Here is a 14,345-nt window from a genome sequence, read left to right on the forward strand (position 1 = left end):
GTGGCGGCCGCCGTCTCCTCCGTCCTCGACCGGCTGACCGCCACCGTCGACGACCTGAACACGGAGCTGGTCTCGGTCAGCCATGCGGTGCACGCCCGCCCGGAGCCGGCGTTCGAGGAGCACCGGGCGGCGGCGCTGCTCACCGAGGTCCTGGACGGGTACGGTTTCGCGGTCGAGCGGGCGATCGCGGGCCTCGACACCGCGTTCGTCGCGCGCGCGGGCGACGGCCCCCTGCGGGTGGCGGTGTTCGCCGAGTACGACGCCCTCCCGGGGATCGGCCACGCGTGCGGGCACAACATCATCGCGGCGGCCGGGGTCGGCGCCGGGGCGGCGCTCGCCTCCGTCGCCGACGAACTGGGCATCACCGTCGAGGTCTACGGCACTCCGGCGGAGGAGTCCGGAGGCGGCAAGGTGCTCATGCTGCAGCGCGGCGCGTTCGACGGCGTCGCGTGCGCCGGGATGGTGCACCCCGCCCCGTTCGACGTGGTGCGCACCCGCACGCTCGCCCTCGCGGACCTCGCCATCGGGTTCTCCGGCCGGGAGGCGCACGCCTCCGCCGCGCCGTGGGCCGGCCGCAACGCGGGCGACGCCGCCACCGTCGCGCAGGTGGCGCTCGGCCTGCTGCGCCAGCACCTCGAACCGGGGCAGCAGCTGCACGGCATCGTCAGCGAGGGCGGGAGCGCCCCGAACGTGGTGCCGGCGACCGCGGAACTGCTGTACTACCTGCGCGCGGACGACGCCGAGTCCCTGGACAGGCTGGCCGCGCGGGCGGGGGACTGCTTCGCGGCGGGTGCCCTGGCGTCCGGCTGCACGCACACCGTGACCGAGGTGTCGCCCGCCTACACCGAGCTGCGCAGCGACGACGGGCTGGCCGCCGCCTACCGCGCCGCGGCGGTCGCGATCGGCCGCTCGCCGGTCGCGGAGGAGTTCGAGCGGCTGGTCCCGCTGGGGAGTACCGACATGGGCAACGTGAGCCACGCTGTACCGTCGATCCATCCGCTGATCGGCTTGGAGACCGACGGGGCCGTGACCCATCAGCCGGAATTCACGGCCGCCGCCGCGACGCCGTCCGCCGATCGGGCCGTGCGCGACGGAGCGCTCGCCCTGGCCGCAGCCTTCGCTGCGGTCGCGGAGGACGACGATGAGCGCGCGCGGCTGCTGAACCGGGCCGCGCGGGGCCCGGAACAGGGAGGCGGAAGGTGAGCGGCAGTACCGCTGGTGCGGCGCACGTCGAGGACTGGTTGCAGCGCAGGGGCGGGTGGCTCCGGGAGTTCCGCCGCGACCTGCACGCGCACCCCGAGCTGTCGTGGCGCGAGCAGCGGACCACGAACACCGTCGTCGAGACGCTCACCGCGCACGGGCTGCACCCCCGGCGCCTCTCGACCACGGGCCTGGTCTGTGACCTCGGGCCCGACTCGGGGGAGCGGATCGCGCTCCGCGCCGACATGGACGCGTTGCCCATCCACGAGGCCACGGGCCTCGACTTCCAGTCCTCCAACCCCGGCGTCTCGCACGCGTGCGGGCACGACGCGCACACCACGATCCTGACCGGCACGGCGCTGGCCCTGGCGGAACTGGACGCCGCCGGGAAGCTGCCGGTCGGCGTGCGGCTGATCTTCCAGCCGGCCGAGGAGGTCATGCCCGGCGGCGCGCTGTCCGCCGTGCGCGACCGCGTGATGGACGGTGTGTCCCGGATCTACGCGCTGCACTGCGACCCGCGGATCGAGGTGGGCCGGATCGGCGTGCGCGCGGGGGCGATCACCTCCGCGGCGGATCACGTGGAGGTCATTCTGCACTCGCCGGGCGGGCACACCTCGCGGCCGCACCTGACCTCGGACCTCATCTACGGGATGGGCGCCGTGATCACGGGGCTGCCGGGCGTGCTGTCGCGCCGGGTGGACCCGCGGTCCGGCACGATCATGGTGTGGGGCGCGGCGAACGGCGGGTCCGCCCCGAACGCGATCCCGCAGATCGGCGCGCTGCACGGCACCGTGCGCACGGGCGAACATCACATCTGGGAGACCCTCGAGCCCCTGGTCCGCGAGGTGGTGGGCGAGTTGCTGGCGCCGCTGCGGATCAAGCACGAGGTGAATTACACCCGCGGCGTGCCGCCGGTGATCAACGAGAAGAGGGCGGCCTCCGTGCTCGCCCAGGCGGCGCGCGACGTGTCCGCGGACGGTGTCACGGACACCCCGCAGTCCGGCGGCGGCGAGGACTTCTCCTGGTACCTCGAGGAGGCGCCGGGCGCGATGGCGCGGCTCGGCGTGTGGTCCGGCGAGGGGCGCCAGTACGACCTGCACCAGCCCGATTTCGTGCTCGACGAGCGGGCGTTGGAGATGGGCGTGAAGGTCCTCACGAACGTGGTGTTCCACTCCGCGGAGTGATCAGCGCGTCGCCGAGGGCGGTGCGGCGGTAGAGGACTCGGCGGCCGTAGCGGGAGCTCTCCACGATGCCGTTCGCGCCCAGGATTTTCAGGCTCTGCGACACGGCGGACGGCGAGATGCCCAGCGCCGCGGCCAGTTCGCTGACCGCGGCGGGTTCGGCGAGCGCGGCGAGGAGATCCGCCTTCGCGGCGCCGATCAGCCTGCGCAGGGCGTCGTCCGCGACCGGCGGCGCCGATTCGGTGAGGGTCGCCGAACCGCGCGCCGAGTAGCCGATGTTGGGCGCCGTGCTCGCCGGATCGTGTGCCACCGTCACCCCGCCGACGAACACGCTCGGCAGGAGCGTCAGTCCGAGGCCGCCCGAAGCGAATTCGCCGGTGGCGTTGGTGCACTCCAGGCTCACGCGGAGTTCGCCGCTGCGGTTCCACTCGACGTACGGGGTGAGAGTGCCGAACAACCGGGCGGGCCCACCGGAGGCGAGTTCCCTTCCGCGGTAGGTGATATCCGATTCCAGGATGCGCTGAACCGCCGGCCAGATCGGCTCGACGGTCTCCCGGTGGTACCCGGCGAGCGCCTCGGCGGCCCTGCCCGCGGGATCGTCGTGCCCGATGAGACCCGCCAGCGCGGCGGACGGCGGGGAGCCCTCGGCGAGGCCGGCGAGTTGGCCGCGCGCGATCTCCGGATCCGTGGCGGCGACCATCGCCAGGTGCTCGCCGAACGAGGGCCGGGTGCGGCCCGGCGCGGTGATCGGGGTGAGGAAATCGGGGATCTGCTTGCCGGAGGGGGAGATCAGGGCGTCGATCGTCGCCGCGTCGTAGCGGCCTCGCGCCGCGTGCGCGTCGCTCCGCCACCGGGCCAGATGCGATGCGGACGGGTGGATCCGGTGCAGGTGGAAGATGCTGAACACCGTTTCGTTCAAGGGGGACACCACGAATCGGGCGTCGGCCAGGTCGCCGACGTCCAGCAGGTAGGTCAACATGTAGGCGCCACCTAAATCATTGGAACCCTGGAGCCGGTTCGTGTGTGCTCGACGTATGAGCGAATACAGAGAGCACTGGAACCTGGCGGCGGATCCTCCGACGGCCTCAGTCTACGCACGCCTGGCGGACATCCACGACCGTTCGGGGCGGCGCACCGTCGGGCGCCCGGGCCGGGACCCGAGGCGCGCGCTGGCCGCGGCCCTGCACCGGCTGGCCGCGGCGATCGAGCCGGCACCGTCGAGCTGCGAGGCCGGGCGGGCCTGAGTCAGTCGACGCCGTCGGCCGCGGAACCGGGGCCCGGCCCCACGTTCCGGGACTCCCGGGTGCGCAGCGCGAGGACGTACTCCTCCGGTGCGCCCGCGATCTCCGCGGCGTCGGCCATGACGCCCAGGTAGCGCGCCGAGGGCAGGCCGCCCTCGAACGCGTCCACCACGTACAGCCACGCGAGTGTGGAGCCCCCGTCGACCAGGTCGACCCGCGCCTTCACCTTGACGTGGATGCCGAGTTCGGAGCCCTCCCAGCGGTCCAGGGAGACCTCGTCGTCCTCGGTGACGTCGTAGAGCACCACGAACACCTTCGCGCCGGGGTCCTCGGTGACGGTCGCGAGCGCGCCCTCCCAGCCGATGTCCTCCCCGGCGAAGGTCAGACGCCAGCCCGTGAGCCACCCCGTGCCGGACATGGGCGAGTGCGGGGCGCGCTCGGCCATCTGCTCGGGGTGCATGTTCGAACCGTAGGCGGCGTAGATGGGCACAGGTGAACTCTACGCGCGAGCTTCACCCCTCCGGCGCACGTGGGCGCGGTCGGGACGATAGCGTTGCAGCCATGACGAACATCGTGATCATCGGCGGCGGGCCGGCGGGGTACGAGGCGGCGCTGGTGGCGGTGGCCCACGGCGGCGACGTCACGGTGATCGAGGCGGACGGGATCGGCGGCGCGTGCGTCCTGTACGACTGCGTCCCGTCGAAGACGTTCATCGCCTCGACCGGCATCCGCACCGAGACCCGCCGCGCCGTCGACCTCGGCATCGAGCTGCACTTCGAGCGCGTCGAGATCGACGTGGAGCGGATCAACACCCGCGTCAAGGACCTCGCGGCGGCCCAGTCGGCGGACATCCGTGCGCGGCTCGTCGGCGAGGGCGTCCGGATCATCCGCGGCAACGCCTCGCTCGCGCCCACCAGCCCCGGTATGGCGCAGCACGTGGTGAACGTGGTCACGCCCACCGGCGGCGAGCAGATGCTCGAGGCCGACGTGGTCCTCATCGCCACCGGCGCCTCGCCCCGCGTGCTGGAGTCCGCGAAACCCGACGGCGACCGCATCGTCACGTGGCGCCAGCTGTACGACCTGGAGGAGCTGCCCACCCATCTCGTGGTCGTCGGGTCCGGCGTCACCGGTGCCGAGTTCGTGCACGCCTACACCGAGCTCGGGATCAAGGTCACCCTGGTCAGCTCCCGCGACCGGGTGCTCCCGCACGAGGACGAGGACGCCGCGCTGGTCCTGGAGGACGCGCTGGTCGACCGCGGCGTCTCGCTGGTCAAGCGCGCGTACGCGGACAAGGTCGAGCGCACCGACGGCGGCATCGTCGTGCGGCTCACCGACGGCCGCACCGTCGAGGGTTCGCACTGCCTGATGACCGTGGGCTCCATCCCGAACACCGAGGGCATCGGACTCGAGGACGTGGGGATCGAGCTGAACAAGGGCGGGTACATCCCCGTCGACCGGGTCTCGCGCACCAAGGTGCCCGGCATCTACGCCGCCGGTGACTGCACCGGCGTGCTGCCGCTGGCGTCCGTGGCCGCCATGCAGGGCCGCGTCGCCATGTACCACGCCCTGGGCGAGGGCGTCTCGCCCGTGAAGCTCAAGACCGTGTCGTCGGCGATCTTCACCCGCCCCGAGATCGCGACCGTGGGCGTCTCACAGGCCTCCATCGACGACGGCACCTACCAGGCGCGCACCGTCATGCTGCCCCTCGCGACCAACCCGCGGGCCAAGATGTCGGGGCTCAAGCGCGGATTCGTCAAGGTCTTCTGCCGCCCGAACACCGGTCTCGTGATCGGCGGAGTCGTGGTGGCGCCCAACGCCTCCGAGCTGATCCTTCCGCTGACCGTCGCCGTGCAGAACGGCCTGACGGTGGACGACGTGGCCCAGACGTTCTCCGTGTACCCGTCGCTCGCCGGCTCGGTCACCGAGGCCGCGCGGCAGCTGATGCGCCAGGACGACCTGGCCTGATCGGCGTCGCGTCGGCGCGGGAGCGCGGCATGATGAGAACGTGTTCCATTCCTCGGCCGGCGACGGCGCCGGCGTGCCGCGTATCCCCGCGATGGTCGCGGACACCGTCGGCGTGCTGCGGATCCTCGCCCACTTCGACGCCCTGACCGAGACCGCGTGCGACGCCGACGCCCTGGTGCGCGAGGCGGAACGCGTCGCGGGCTGCCCGGTGGAGGCGGCCCCCGTGGCATCGGGGGAGATCGGCGTGAAGGTGCGCCGCGACGGTGGGGCGCACCCTCTCGACGTGGTGCTCGCGGACAGGCTCGCCCGCGCTCTGCGCGCCGCCCGCGACCGTCCGCGGCCCTCGCTGCTGCGGCTCGGTGATCCGGGGCTCGTGGAGATCGCCGTCTCGCGTCGCGAGTCCCGGGAGGACCGGCTGCGAGCGGTGGCGCTCCTGGGGCTCGATCCCGGCCGCCCGCTGGCCGCGGTGGCCGTCGCCGCGGCCGACGACGCCGCGCCCGGCGTGGAGGCGTTGCGCCGCGCCGTGCCGGGGCGGGTCGCGCCGTCGGACTCGGGCCGGCTGGTGGTCTGCCTGGTCGGGGACCCGCCGCCGATGCGGGAGCTGACCACGGCGGTGCACGGTGACCTCGATCGCAGGTTTCCGAACGTGACCGGGGTGCGGAACCCGCTCGACGTGTGGCTCGGCATCGGCGAGGCGCTGCCCGCGCACCGCGCCCCCGAGTCCTGGCGGCAGGCCTGCGTCGCGGTCCGGTTCGCCTCCAGCACCGTGTTCGGCCGGCGCGCCGTGCCGTACGGTCCGCTCGGCTCCCTGGCGATGCTGGCCGAGGTGCCGCCCGACAGGCTCGCCGAGGACCCCGGGCTGGCCGCGCTCGACGGGGTGCTCGCCGCGCCGGGCGGCGATCTGGACGTCGAGGCGCTCGAGTCCTACTGCGTGTTCGGGTCACTCCGGCGGACAGCCGCTGAGCTGCGGCTGCACCACAGCACGGTCGGCGCCCGGCTGGCGCGGGTCGAGGCGGCCACCGGATGGCGGCTGGAGGACCCCGTCGACCGGTTCCAGGCGACCCTGGCCCTGCTCGCGCGGCGCCTGCGCTCCTCCGACGCGGCGCTGCGCGAATCGGACCTGTATCCCGGCTGACCCGCCCGACGGCCGTCGCGCCGGCGACGCGGATCGCGCGACGCGTGGCGGCTGTGCGCGCGGTGTGACGGGGGTCACGATGAAGACGTCCGCACGGCCCGCGGACGACAGCCACCTGAAGGAGAACCCCATGGCCCTCATCGATCCGACCCGCAACTGGAGGCTCGTCGCCGAACGCCTGGAGAGCGAGACCGACCCGCGCCGCCGCGCCGTCCTCACCGTGGTCCTCGAGCACATGCAGGCCGAGGCCGAGGCCGACCTGGACCGCCTCATGGCCACCGTGAGTCCCGATGCCGCGTACCACTTCTGGCACGGGGGAGGGGACTTCGGCCCCAAGGGGCACGACGGTGTGCGGCAGTACTACGCCGGAATCGTGGCGGGCGGCGCCAACCACATCCAGTACGACGTGGACCGCCTCATCGTGGACGACCACGGGCTCGTCACCGAGGGGCTGCTGACGATGCTCGTGCCCGGCGCCACGGCGATCGCCATGGGCCTGGCCGTGGGCGATCCCGGCGCCGACTACCTCTACTCGTACCGGCAATTGCTGGTGTGGCCGATCGACGAGAACGGGCTCGTCGCGGGCGAGGACTCGTACGGCGGCGGCACCGTCGAGCTGCGAGCGGTGGAGCGCGACGAGCTCCCCGCCGCGTACCTCGCGCAGGTGCACCCGGACGCGGTGGGCGCGTGACGGCGGGCGGCGGGAGCGTCGGTTCCGCCCCGGCGACGGCGACGGGGCCCGCGGCCTGGGCCGCGGGAACGGCCACCACCCGGGACCTGTTGGAGCGGCGCGCGGAAGACCACAAGACGGGGCTCCTGTTCGAGGGCGCGTCGTGGACCTGGGCGGAGTTCGTGGCCGAGTGCCGGGCCCGGGCGCACCTGCTCCTCGCGCTGCGCGACCCCGAGCGCCCGTTCCACGTGGGAGTGATGCTGGAGAACCATCCGGAGTACCTGTTCCACATCGGGGCCGCGGCCTACGCGGGCGCCACGGCGGTCGGCGTCAACCTCACCCGGACGGGCGCCGACCGGGCGCGCGACGTCCGGAACGCCGACTGCCAGATCCTGATCACCGATGCGGAACGCCGCGCCGAAATCGACGGCCACGACCACGGCGTGGAGGAGCGGCGGATCGTCGACGTCGCCGATCCCGCGTTCCTGGCCGCGGTCGACGGCGCGCGGTCACTCCCCGGGCCCGACGTGGCCTCGGCGGCCGATCCGGCCACGCGTCTGCTGCTGTTGTTCACCTCCGGCTCGACCGGTGATCCGAAGGCGGTGATCTGCAGTACCGGCCGCCTCGCGGCGGCCGCGCTGTTCCACATGGGTATCGGTCGCGAGGACGTGAGCTACAACGCGATGCCGCTGTTCCACGGGAACGCGATCCTGGCCTGTTGGGCGAATCCGCTGGCCACCGGGGGCACGTTCGCGCTCGCGCGGCGGTTCTCCGCGTCGGGGTTCGTCGACGACCTGCTCGCCACGGGCGCGACGTTCTTCAACTACGTCGGTCGCTCCCTGGCGTACGTGCTGGCACAGCCCGAGCGGCCCGAGGAACGGCGCACGCGCCTGCGGGCCTGCTTCGGCACGGAGGCCTCGGAGCGCGACCGCGCCGAGTTCGAGCGCCGGTTCGGGGTGCGTCCCACCGAGTCCTACGGCTCCTCCGAGGGCGGCGTGGTGATCAGGATGACCGACGACACCCCGCCCGGTGCGCTGGGCGTGCCTCCGGCCGGGATGCGGGTCGAGGTCGTGGACCCGGCCACCCTCGAACCGTGCCCGCGGGCGCGGTTCGACGACGACGGGAGGCTGCTGAACGCCGGCGAGGCGATCGGCGAGTTCGCCAACCCCGACGGCGCGCCCGGTTTCGAGGGGTACTACCGGAACCCGGCGGCGACCGCGGAGCGCATCCGCGGATCCCTCTACCTGACGGGGGATCTCGGCTATCGGGACGAGGCGGGGTTCTTCTACTTCGCGGGTCGCGGCGCCGATCGGCTGCGGGTGGACAGCGAGAACTTCTCGGCGGCGCCGATCGAGCGCATCCTCGGCCGGCACCCCGGCGTCCGCCTGGCGGCCGTGTTCCCGGTCCCCGACGCCGCGACCGGGGATCAGGTGATGGCCGTGCTGCAGGTGGACGACCCGGGCGCATTCGATCCCGGCGGGTTCGCGCGGTTCCTCGCCGCGCAGCCGGACCTGGCGGGCAAGTGGGCGCCGCGGTACGTCCGGGTGACCGACGCGGTGCCGGTGACGGCGACCCGCAAGATCGACAAGAAGGCGCTCCGGGCGCCGCTGTGGGAGGTGCCCGGCGTCCTGCTCCGGCCGGGCCGGGAGGTGGAGTACCGGCCGCTGACCGGCGCCGACAGGGCGGCGATCCGCGCCGAGTTCGCCGCGAACGGCCGGTCCGCGCTGGTGCCGGACGGGGGAGCCGACGACCCGGGCTGGACGCGAAACTGAACAGTTCCGCACGTTATTCCTCCGGAAACGGGAGCAGCTCTGTGCGGGAGTGTTAGATTTCGTCGGAAATCGTTACGACTACTCCTGGAGGCGCGATGCTCCTGGCGGGCGACGGGCTCCGACTCAACGTCGGTCTGCTCGACTACACGCTGGTCGCGATCTACTTCGTGTTCGTGCTCGGCATCGGGTACATGGCACGGACACAGGTCGCGTCCAGCCTGGACTTCTTCCTCTCGGGCCGGCGGCTGCCGGCCTGGGTCACCGGCATCGCGTTCGTGTCCGCGAACCTCGGTGCCGTCGAGATCATGGGCATGTCCGCCAACGGCGCCCAGATCGGCATCTCGACGTTCCACTACTACTGGATCGGCGCGGTGCCGGCCATGGTGTTCCTCGGCCTGGTGATGATGCCGTTCTACTACGGCTCCAAGGTGCGCAGCGTCCCCGAGTTCATGCGCCGCCGGTTCGGTACCGGGGCGCACCTGGTGAACGCCCTGAGCTTCGCCGTGGCCCAGGTTCTCATCGCGGGCGTCAACCTGTTCCTGCTGGCCACCGTGATCAACGCGGTGCTCGGCTGGCCGCGCTGGGTCTCCCTCGTCGTGGCGGCCGCGGTGGTGCTCACGTACACCGCTCTCGGCGGCCTCTCCGCGGCGATCTACAACGAGGTCCTGCAGTTCTTCGTGATCCTCGCGGCCCTGGTCCCGCTGACCGTGATCGGGTTGATCAAGGTGGGCGGCTGGAGCGGCCTCAAGGAGAAGGTGATCGACACCCGCAAGGGCGACGGTTCGGTGACGGCCACCGTCTCCGACCAGTTGCACACCTGGCCGGGGCAGGCCCTGAGCGGGTTCGAATCGCCGGTGTGGTCGGTGGTCGGCATCGTGTTCGGCCTGGGATTCGTTCTGTCCTTCGGGTATTGGACCACCAACTTCGTCGAGGTCCAGCGCGCCATGGCGTCCGATTCGATGTCCGCGGCCCGTCGCGCCCCGATCATCGGCGCCATCCCGAAGATGTTCATCCCGTTCGTCGTGGTGGTGCCCGGCATGATCTGCGCCGCCGTGGTCGGCGACATGATCCACCTCAAGAACTCCGGCGCCACGAGCGACTACACCTACAACGACGCGATCCTGCTGATGATGCGCGACATCCTGCCGAACGGTCTCCTGGGCGTGGCGGTCGCGGGCCTCATCGCCTCGTTCATGGCGGGCATGGCGGCGAACGTGTCCGCGTTCAACACGGTGTTCAGCTACGACCTGTGGCAGCAGTACGTGGTGAAGGACCGCGAGGACTCCTACTACATCCGCGTGGGCCAGGTCGCGACCGTCGCCGCGGTGATCCTCGCGATCGGCACCGCGACCATCGCCGCGGGCTACTCCAACCTCATGGACTACCTGCAGACGCTGTTCGGGTTCTTCAACGCGCCGCTGTTCGCGACGTTCCTCCTGGGCATGTTCTGGAAACGGATGACGCCCACCGCCGGGTGGGTGGGCCTCGTGTCCGGTACCGGCGCCGCGATCGGAGTCTTCCTGCTGCAGGAGACCGGCGTGATCGACCTCCCCGGGCAGGGCATGCCGTTCGTCGCAGCGTCGGCGGCTTTCGTGGTGGACATCGTGGTCTCCGTGCTGGTCTCGGCGGTCACCGCCCCGAAGCCGGTGTCCGAGCTGCACGGACTGGTGTACTCCGTCACCGACCGGTCCACACTGCAGGGCGACGAGGACCCCACGGCGCCCTGGTACTCCCGCCCCGTCCCGCTCGGCATCCTGGTGCTGGTCCTGGTGGCCGCACTGAGCCTGGTCTTCCGGTAGGCGCCCGATGCACCACGACAACCCCCGACGCAGGAGCTGACATGGCACGACCGACAGAGAAGCCGGGAATCATGGCCCGCCTCTTCGACATCCGCAACATCATCGCCGCGCTGCTGGGCCTGTACGGGCTCGCCCTCCTCGTGGCGGGGCTGCTCCCCGGACTCGCGGAAGCGGGCGCGGGCGCCGCCGAGCACACCGCCGACGTCACCGACCTCGCCGCGGGGAGCTCCGCCAACCTGTGGGTGGGCGCCGCGCTGGTCCTGGTGGCCGCGGGCTTCGCCGGGTGGGCCGCCGCGCGCCCGGCGGCACGGGACCGGCCCGACCGCGAATCCGAGTAGGTTCGGTCCGTGCTTGCAGCCCAGAGACGACGACACATCCTGGCCGCGGTCGTCGCACACGGCGCCGTGCGCGTGATCGACCTGGCGGACGAGCTCGGAGTCTCCGAGATGACGATCCGCCGCGACCTCGACGTCCTGGAGGAGGCGGCCGAGCTCACCAAGGTGCACGGCGGCGCGGTCCGCTCGGCCGCGGCCGGGCGCGGGCTCGAACCGCCGTCCGCGCACAAGGCGTCGCGGGAGGCCGCGGAGAAGCGGGCGATCGCCGCCGCGGCCGCACCCCTCGTCGAGGACGGGATGACGGTGGCCGTGGGCGCGGGCACGACCACGCTCGAACTGGCGCGGATGCTCCGCGGCCGGCCGATCGCGGTGGTGACCAATTCGATCTCGATCTTCCACGTGCTCACCGATTCCCCGGAGGAACCGGCGGGCGGTGCGGTGCAGCTCACGGGCGGGCAGCGCACCCCGTCGGACGCGCTCGTCGGACCCGTCGCCAACGCCATGCTGGAGCGGGTGCGCTGCGACCTCGCCTTCCTGGGGACCCACGGAATCGACCCGACGGCGGGCTTCACCTCGCCGAACATCGGTGAGGCGGAGACCAACCGGCGCCTGATCGGTGCGGCGCGCTCCACCGTGATGCTGGCCGACCACACCAAGTTCGGCGAGATCGGCGCGCACCTGTTCGCCGAGTTCTCGGCCGTCGACGGGATGATCACCGACGCCGGCCTGGGCCCCGCCGCCCGCGAGGTCCTCACCGATGTCATCGACCTGACCGTCGCCGAAGGGGGCGTACCGTGAACCGCAGACTGCCCGAACCGATTCGGGGAGCCCTCGCCGACGGCCGCGAGATCCTGCTGTTCGACACCGCGGGAACGCCGGTGCTCGGCGTCGATCGCCGGGACCTGCCGCCCCGTCCGGACGGGCCGGTCACCACCGTGCGGCGCGACCCGCGGACAGGGGACCGGGTGATCGTGGCGCCCGCGCGGCAGGACCGCACCTACAAGCCGCCGAAGCAGATGTGCCCGCTCTGCCCCGACCCCGAGGGACTCTCCAGCGAGCTCCCCGTGGAGGACTACCGCGTGGCCGTGTTCGAGAACCGGTTCCCGTCGCTCTCCGGCGCGGGCGACACCGGTCCCGTCGTGGATCACGGTCTGCGCGTGGAGTATCCGGGCGTGGGGCGGTGCGAGGTCGTGTGCTTCACCAGTGCGCACGAGGGGGCGTTCGCCGGCCTGACCCCCGAGCACGCCCGGCTCGTGGTGGACGTGTGGGCCCACCGCACCGCGGAGTTGCTCGGCCGCGAGGACGTGGCCGAGGTGTACTGCTTCGAGAACCGCGGCGAGGAGATCGGCGTGACGCTGCCGCACCCGCACGGGCAGATCTACGCGTTCCCGTTCCGCACGCCGCGCACCCAGGCGATCCTGCGCAAGGCCTCGGAGCATCGGGCCGCCACCGGGGGCGACCTCTTCGAGGCGATCCTCGCCGCCGAGGTGGACGACGGGATCCGCCTGCTGCTCCGCACGGAGCACACGACGGCGTTCGTGCCGTTCGCGGCCCGATGGCCGGCGGAGGTGCACGTGTACCCGAACCGGCACGTGCGCAACCTCACCGAGCTCACCGACGACGAAGCGGACGATCTGGCGCGGGTGTACCTCACGGTGCTGCGCGCGTTCGATGCCCTGTACGGGACCCCGCTGCCCTACATCGCTTCCTGGCACCAGTACCGCGCGGACGAGCCCGAGGGGTACCTGCACGCAGAGCTGTTCTCCATCCGGCGCAGCGCCGACAAGCTGAAGTACCTGGCCGGCGCCGAATCCGGGAGGGACGCGTTCATCACGGACAAGACGCCCGAGGCGATCGCCGCCGAGCTGCGGGAGGCGCTCGAATGACGGTGCGCGGCTACGCCCCCGGGCGGGTCAACCTGATCGGCGAGCACACCGACTACAACGACGGCTTCGCGCTGCCCATCGCCCTCGGCGTCGGCGCCACCGCCGAGTTCGACGGCGCGCCGGGCGCCCGCGTCCTCGAGGTGTCCTCCCGCGAGGAGGACGGCGCCGTGGCGGTCCCCCTGTCCACCGCGCCCGGTGCGGACACGGTGCCCGGCTGGGCGGCCTACGTGGCGGGATGCGTGTGGGCCCTGCGTGAGCACGGGGTCGCGGTGCCGGGCGGCCGGATGACGATCTCGTCGGACGTGCCGGTGGGCGCGGGACTCTCCTCGTCGGCGGCGATCGAATGCGCGGTGCTCGAGGCGCTCACCGCGGCCTCCCCGTCGCCGGTGCCCGACCGCACCACCCTGGCTCGGATCGCCCAGCGCGCCGAGAACGAGTACGTGGGCGCGCCCACCGGGCTGCTCGACCAGATGAGCAGCCTGTACGGGGCGGAGGACACGGCGCTTCTGCTCGACTTCCGTTCGCTGGATGTGGATCCCGTGCCGATGCGGCTCGGGGACGACGTGCTGCTGGCCGTCGATTCGCGGAGCCCGCACCGGCACGCGGCGGGGGAGTACCGCGCCCGCCGCGAGGCCTGCGAGGCCGCCGCCGCCGAACTGGGCGTGCCCGCGCTCCGCGACGCCGACGACGACGCGTGGCGCGCGCTGTCCGGCGACGAGCAGCGGCGCCGCGCACGCCACGTGCTCACCGAGAACCGTCGCGTGCTGGAAGCCGCCGCTGCGCTGCGCCGCGGAGACCACGCCGCGTTCGGCGCGCTGATGAACGCCTCGCACGCGTCGATGCGCGACGACTTCGAGATCACCATTCCCGCCATCGACGCCATCGCCGCCACCGCCGTGGAGTCGGGGGCGTACGGAGCGCGGATGACGGGCGGCGGGTTCGGCGGCACGGTCGTCGTGCTGGCGTCCGCCGAGGCGGCCCGTCGGATCACCGCCGAGCTGCCCGGCATCGTCTCCGGCGCAGGGTTTCCCGAGCCCGCGGTCACGCCCGTCCGGCCCGGACGCGGCGCACACGTCGCGTGAGTGTGCAACGTCAACGGTGACCGGCGTTCGGCCGTGACCGCCGCCCGATTCGCGTAGGTTCCTGGAGACGACGAAACGC

At 72.6% G+C, this 14,345-nt stretch carries 14 protein-coding genes; 12 read left to right on the plus strand and 2 right to left on the minus strand.

What is annotated here, in order from left to right:
* Both BN39_RS11295 and BN39_RS11300 read left to right on the plus strand, forming a co-directional pair.
* Positions 1-1,203, plus strand: coding sequence for an amidohydrolase (locus BN39_RS11295; protein WP_019202512.1), 1,203 nt, complete (start codon positions 1-3; stop codon positions 1,201-1,203).
* The gene (locus tag BN39_RS11300) at positions 1,200-2,384 is read left to right on the plus strand and encodes an amidohydrolase (RefSeq protein ID WP_019202513.1); all 1,185 of its coding nucleotides are present in this window, start codon (positions 1,200-1,202) and stop codon (positions 2,382-2,384) included. Before BN39_RS11295 ends, BN39_RS11300 begins: the two co-directional genes overlap by 4 nt.
* Here the strand turns inward: BN39_RS11300 and BN39_RS11305 are convergent.
* Positions 2,353-3,360, minus strand: coding sequence for a helix-turn-helix domain-containing protein (locus tag BN39_RS11305; protein ID WP_019202514.1), 1,008 nt, complete (start codon positions 3,358-3,360; stop codon positions 2,353-2,355). The two genes, BN39_RS11300 and BN39_RS11305, sit on opposite strands and share 32 nt — an antisense overlap.
* A gap of 55 nt (positions 3,361-3,415) precedes the next feature.
* Between BN39_RS11305 and BN39_RS11310 the strand changes: the two genes are divergently transcribed.
* Positions 3,416-3,625 (plus strand): hypothetical protein, encoded by a 210-nt coding sequence (locus BN39_RS11310; RefSeq protein ID WP_019202515.1) that lies wholly within the window; start codon positions 3,416-3,418, stop codon positions 3,623-3,625.
* Position 3,626: 1 nt separating this feature from the next.
* On the opposite strand, the gene BN39_RS11315 is transcribed toward BN39_RS11310, so the two are convergent.
* On the minus strand, positions 3,627-4,112 hold the full coding sequence (locus BN39_RS11315; protein WP_019202516.1) for a gamma-glutamylcyclotransferase: 486 nt from the start codon (positions 4,110-4,112) through the stop codon (positions 3,627-3,629).
* 71 nt (positions 4,113-4,183) lie between these two features.
* On the opposite strand from BN39_RS11315, the gene BN39_RS11320 reads away from it, so the two are divergent.
* The 9 genes from BN39_RS11320 (at position 4,184) to galK (ending at position 14,266) form a co-directional block, all read left to right on the plus strand.
* Positions 4,184-5,587, plus strand: coding sequence for an NAD(P)H-quinone dehydrogenase (locus BN39_RS11320; RefSeq protein WP_019202517.1), 1,404 nt, complete (start codon positions 4,184-4,186; stop codon positions 5,585-5,587).
* Between the two features lie 40 nt (positions 5,588-5,627).
* Positions 5,628-6,722: a CdaR family transcriptional regulator gene (locus BN39_RS11325; RefSeq protein ID WP_019202518.1), complete on the plus strand. Its 1,095-nt coding sequence runs from the start codon at positions 5,628-5,630 to the stop codon at positions 6,720-6,722.
* A gap of 79 nt (positions 6,723-6,801) precedes the next feature.
* Positions 6,802-7,413, plus strand: coding sequence for a nuclear transport factor 2 family protein (locus BN39_RS11330; protein ID WP_237741645.1), 612 nt, complete (start codon positions 6,802-6,804; stop codon positions 7,411-7,413).
* A complete protein-coding gene (locus BN39_RS11335) occupies positions 7,410-9,164 on the plus strand; it encodes an AMP-binding protein (RefSeq protein WP_019202520.1) in 1,755 nt (584 codons plus the stop codon). Before BN39_RS11330 ends, BN39_RS11335 begins: the two co-directional genes overlap by 4 nt.
* 95 nt (positions 9,165-9,259) lie before the next feature.
* A complete protein-coding gene (locus BN39_RS11340) occupies positions 9,260-10,963 on the plus strand; it encodes a sodium:solute symporter family protein (protein ID WP_019202521.1) in 1,704 nt (567 codons plus the stop codon).
* A gap of 71 nt (positions 10,964-11,034) precedes the next feature.
* Entirely contained in the window at positions 11,035-11,301 is a 267-nt protein-coding gene (locus tag BN39_RS11345; protein WP_019202522.1) for a hypothetical protein, read from the plus strand.
* A 9-nt stretch (positions 11,302-11,310) separates the two neighbouring features.
* Positions 11,311-12,096: a DeoR/GlpR family DNA-binding transcription regulator gene (locus tag BN39_RS11350; protein WP_040766196.1), complete on the plus strand. Its 786-nt coding sequence runs from the start codon at positions 11,311-11,313 to the stop codon at positions 12,094-12,096.
* The gene (gene galT / locus BN39_RS11355) at positions 12,093-13,184 is read left to right on the plus strand and encodes a galactose-1-phosphate uridylyltransferase (RefSeq protein ID WP_019202524.1); all 1,092 of its coding nucleotides are present in this window, start codon (positions 12,093-12,095) and stop codon (positions 13,182-13,184) included. The genes BN39_RS11350 and galT overlap by 4 nt, the downstream gene beginning before the upstream one ends.
* On the plus strand, positions 13,181-14,266 hold the full coding sequence (gene galK, locus BN39_RS11360) for a galactokinase (RefSeq protein WP_019202525.1): 1,086 nt from the start codon (positions 13,181-13,183) through the stop codon (positions 14,264-14,266). Before galT ends, galK begins: the two co-directional genes overlap by 4 nt.
* Positions 14,267-14,345 lie beyond the last annotated feature (79 nt).

It is taken from the genome of Tsukamurella sp. 1534 (assembly GCF_000312385.1).
GTDB lineage: Bacteria > Actinomycetota > Actinomycetes > Mycobacteriales > Mycobacteriaceae > Tsukamurella.

Bases quoted from the DNA above. Each gene is read 5' to 3' on its own strand.
- BN39_RS11305 (WP_019202514.1), bottom strand. From the start codon at position 3,360: ATGTTGACCTACCTGCTGGACGTCGGCGACCTGGCCGACGCCCGATTC.
- BN39_RS11310 (WP_019202515.1), top strand. From the start codon at position 3,416: ATGAGCGAATACAGAGAGCACTGGAACCTGGCGGCGGATCCTCCGACG.
- BN39_RS11320 (WP_019202517.1), top strand. From the start codon at position 4,184: ATGACGAACATCGTGATCATCGGCGGCGGGCCGGCGGGGTACGAGGCG.
- BN39_RS11330 (WP_237741645.1), top strand. From the start codon at position 6,802: ATGAAGACGTCCGCACGGCCCGCGGACGACAGCCACCTGAAGGAGAAC.
- BN39_RS11340 (WP_019202521.1), top strand. From the start codon at position 9,260: ATGCTCCTGGCGGGCGACGGGCTCCGACTCAACGTCGGTCTGCTCGAC.
- BN39_RS11345 (WP_019202522.1), top strand. From the start codon at position 11,035: ATGGCCCGCCTCTTCGACATCCGCAACATCATCGCCGCGCTGCTGGGC.
- galK (WP_019202525.1), top strand. From the start codon at position 13,181: ATGACGGTGCGCGGCTACGCCCCCGGGCGGGTCAACCTGATCGGCGAG.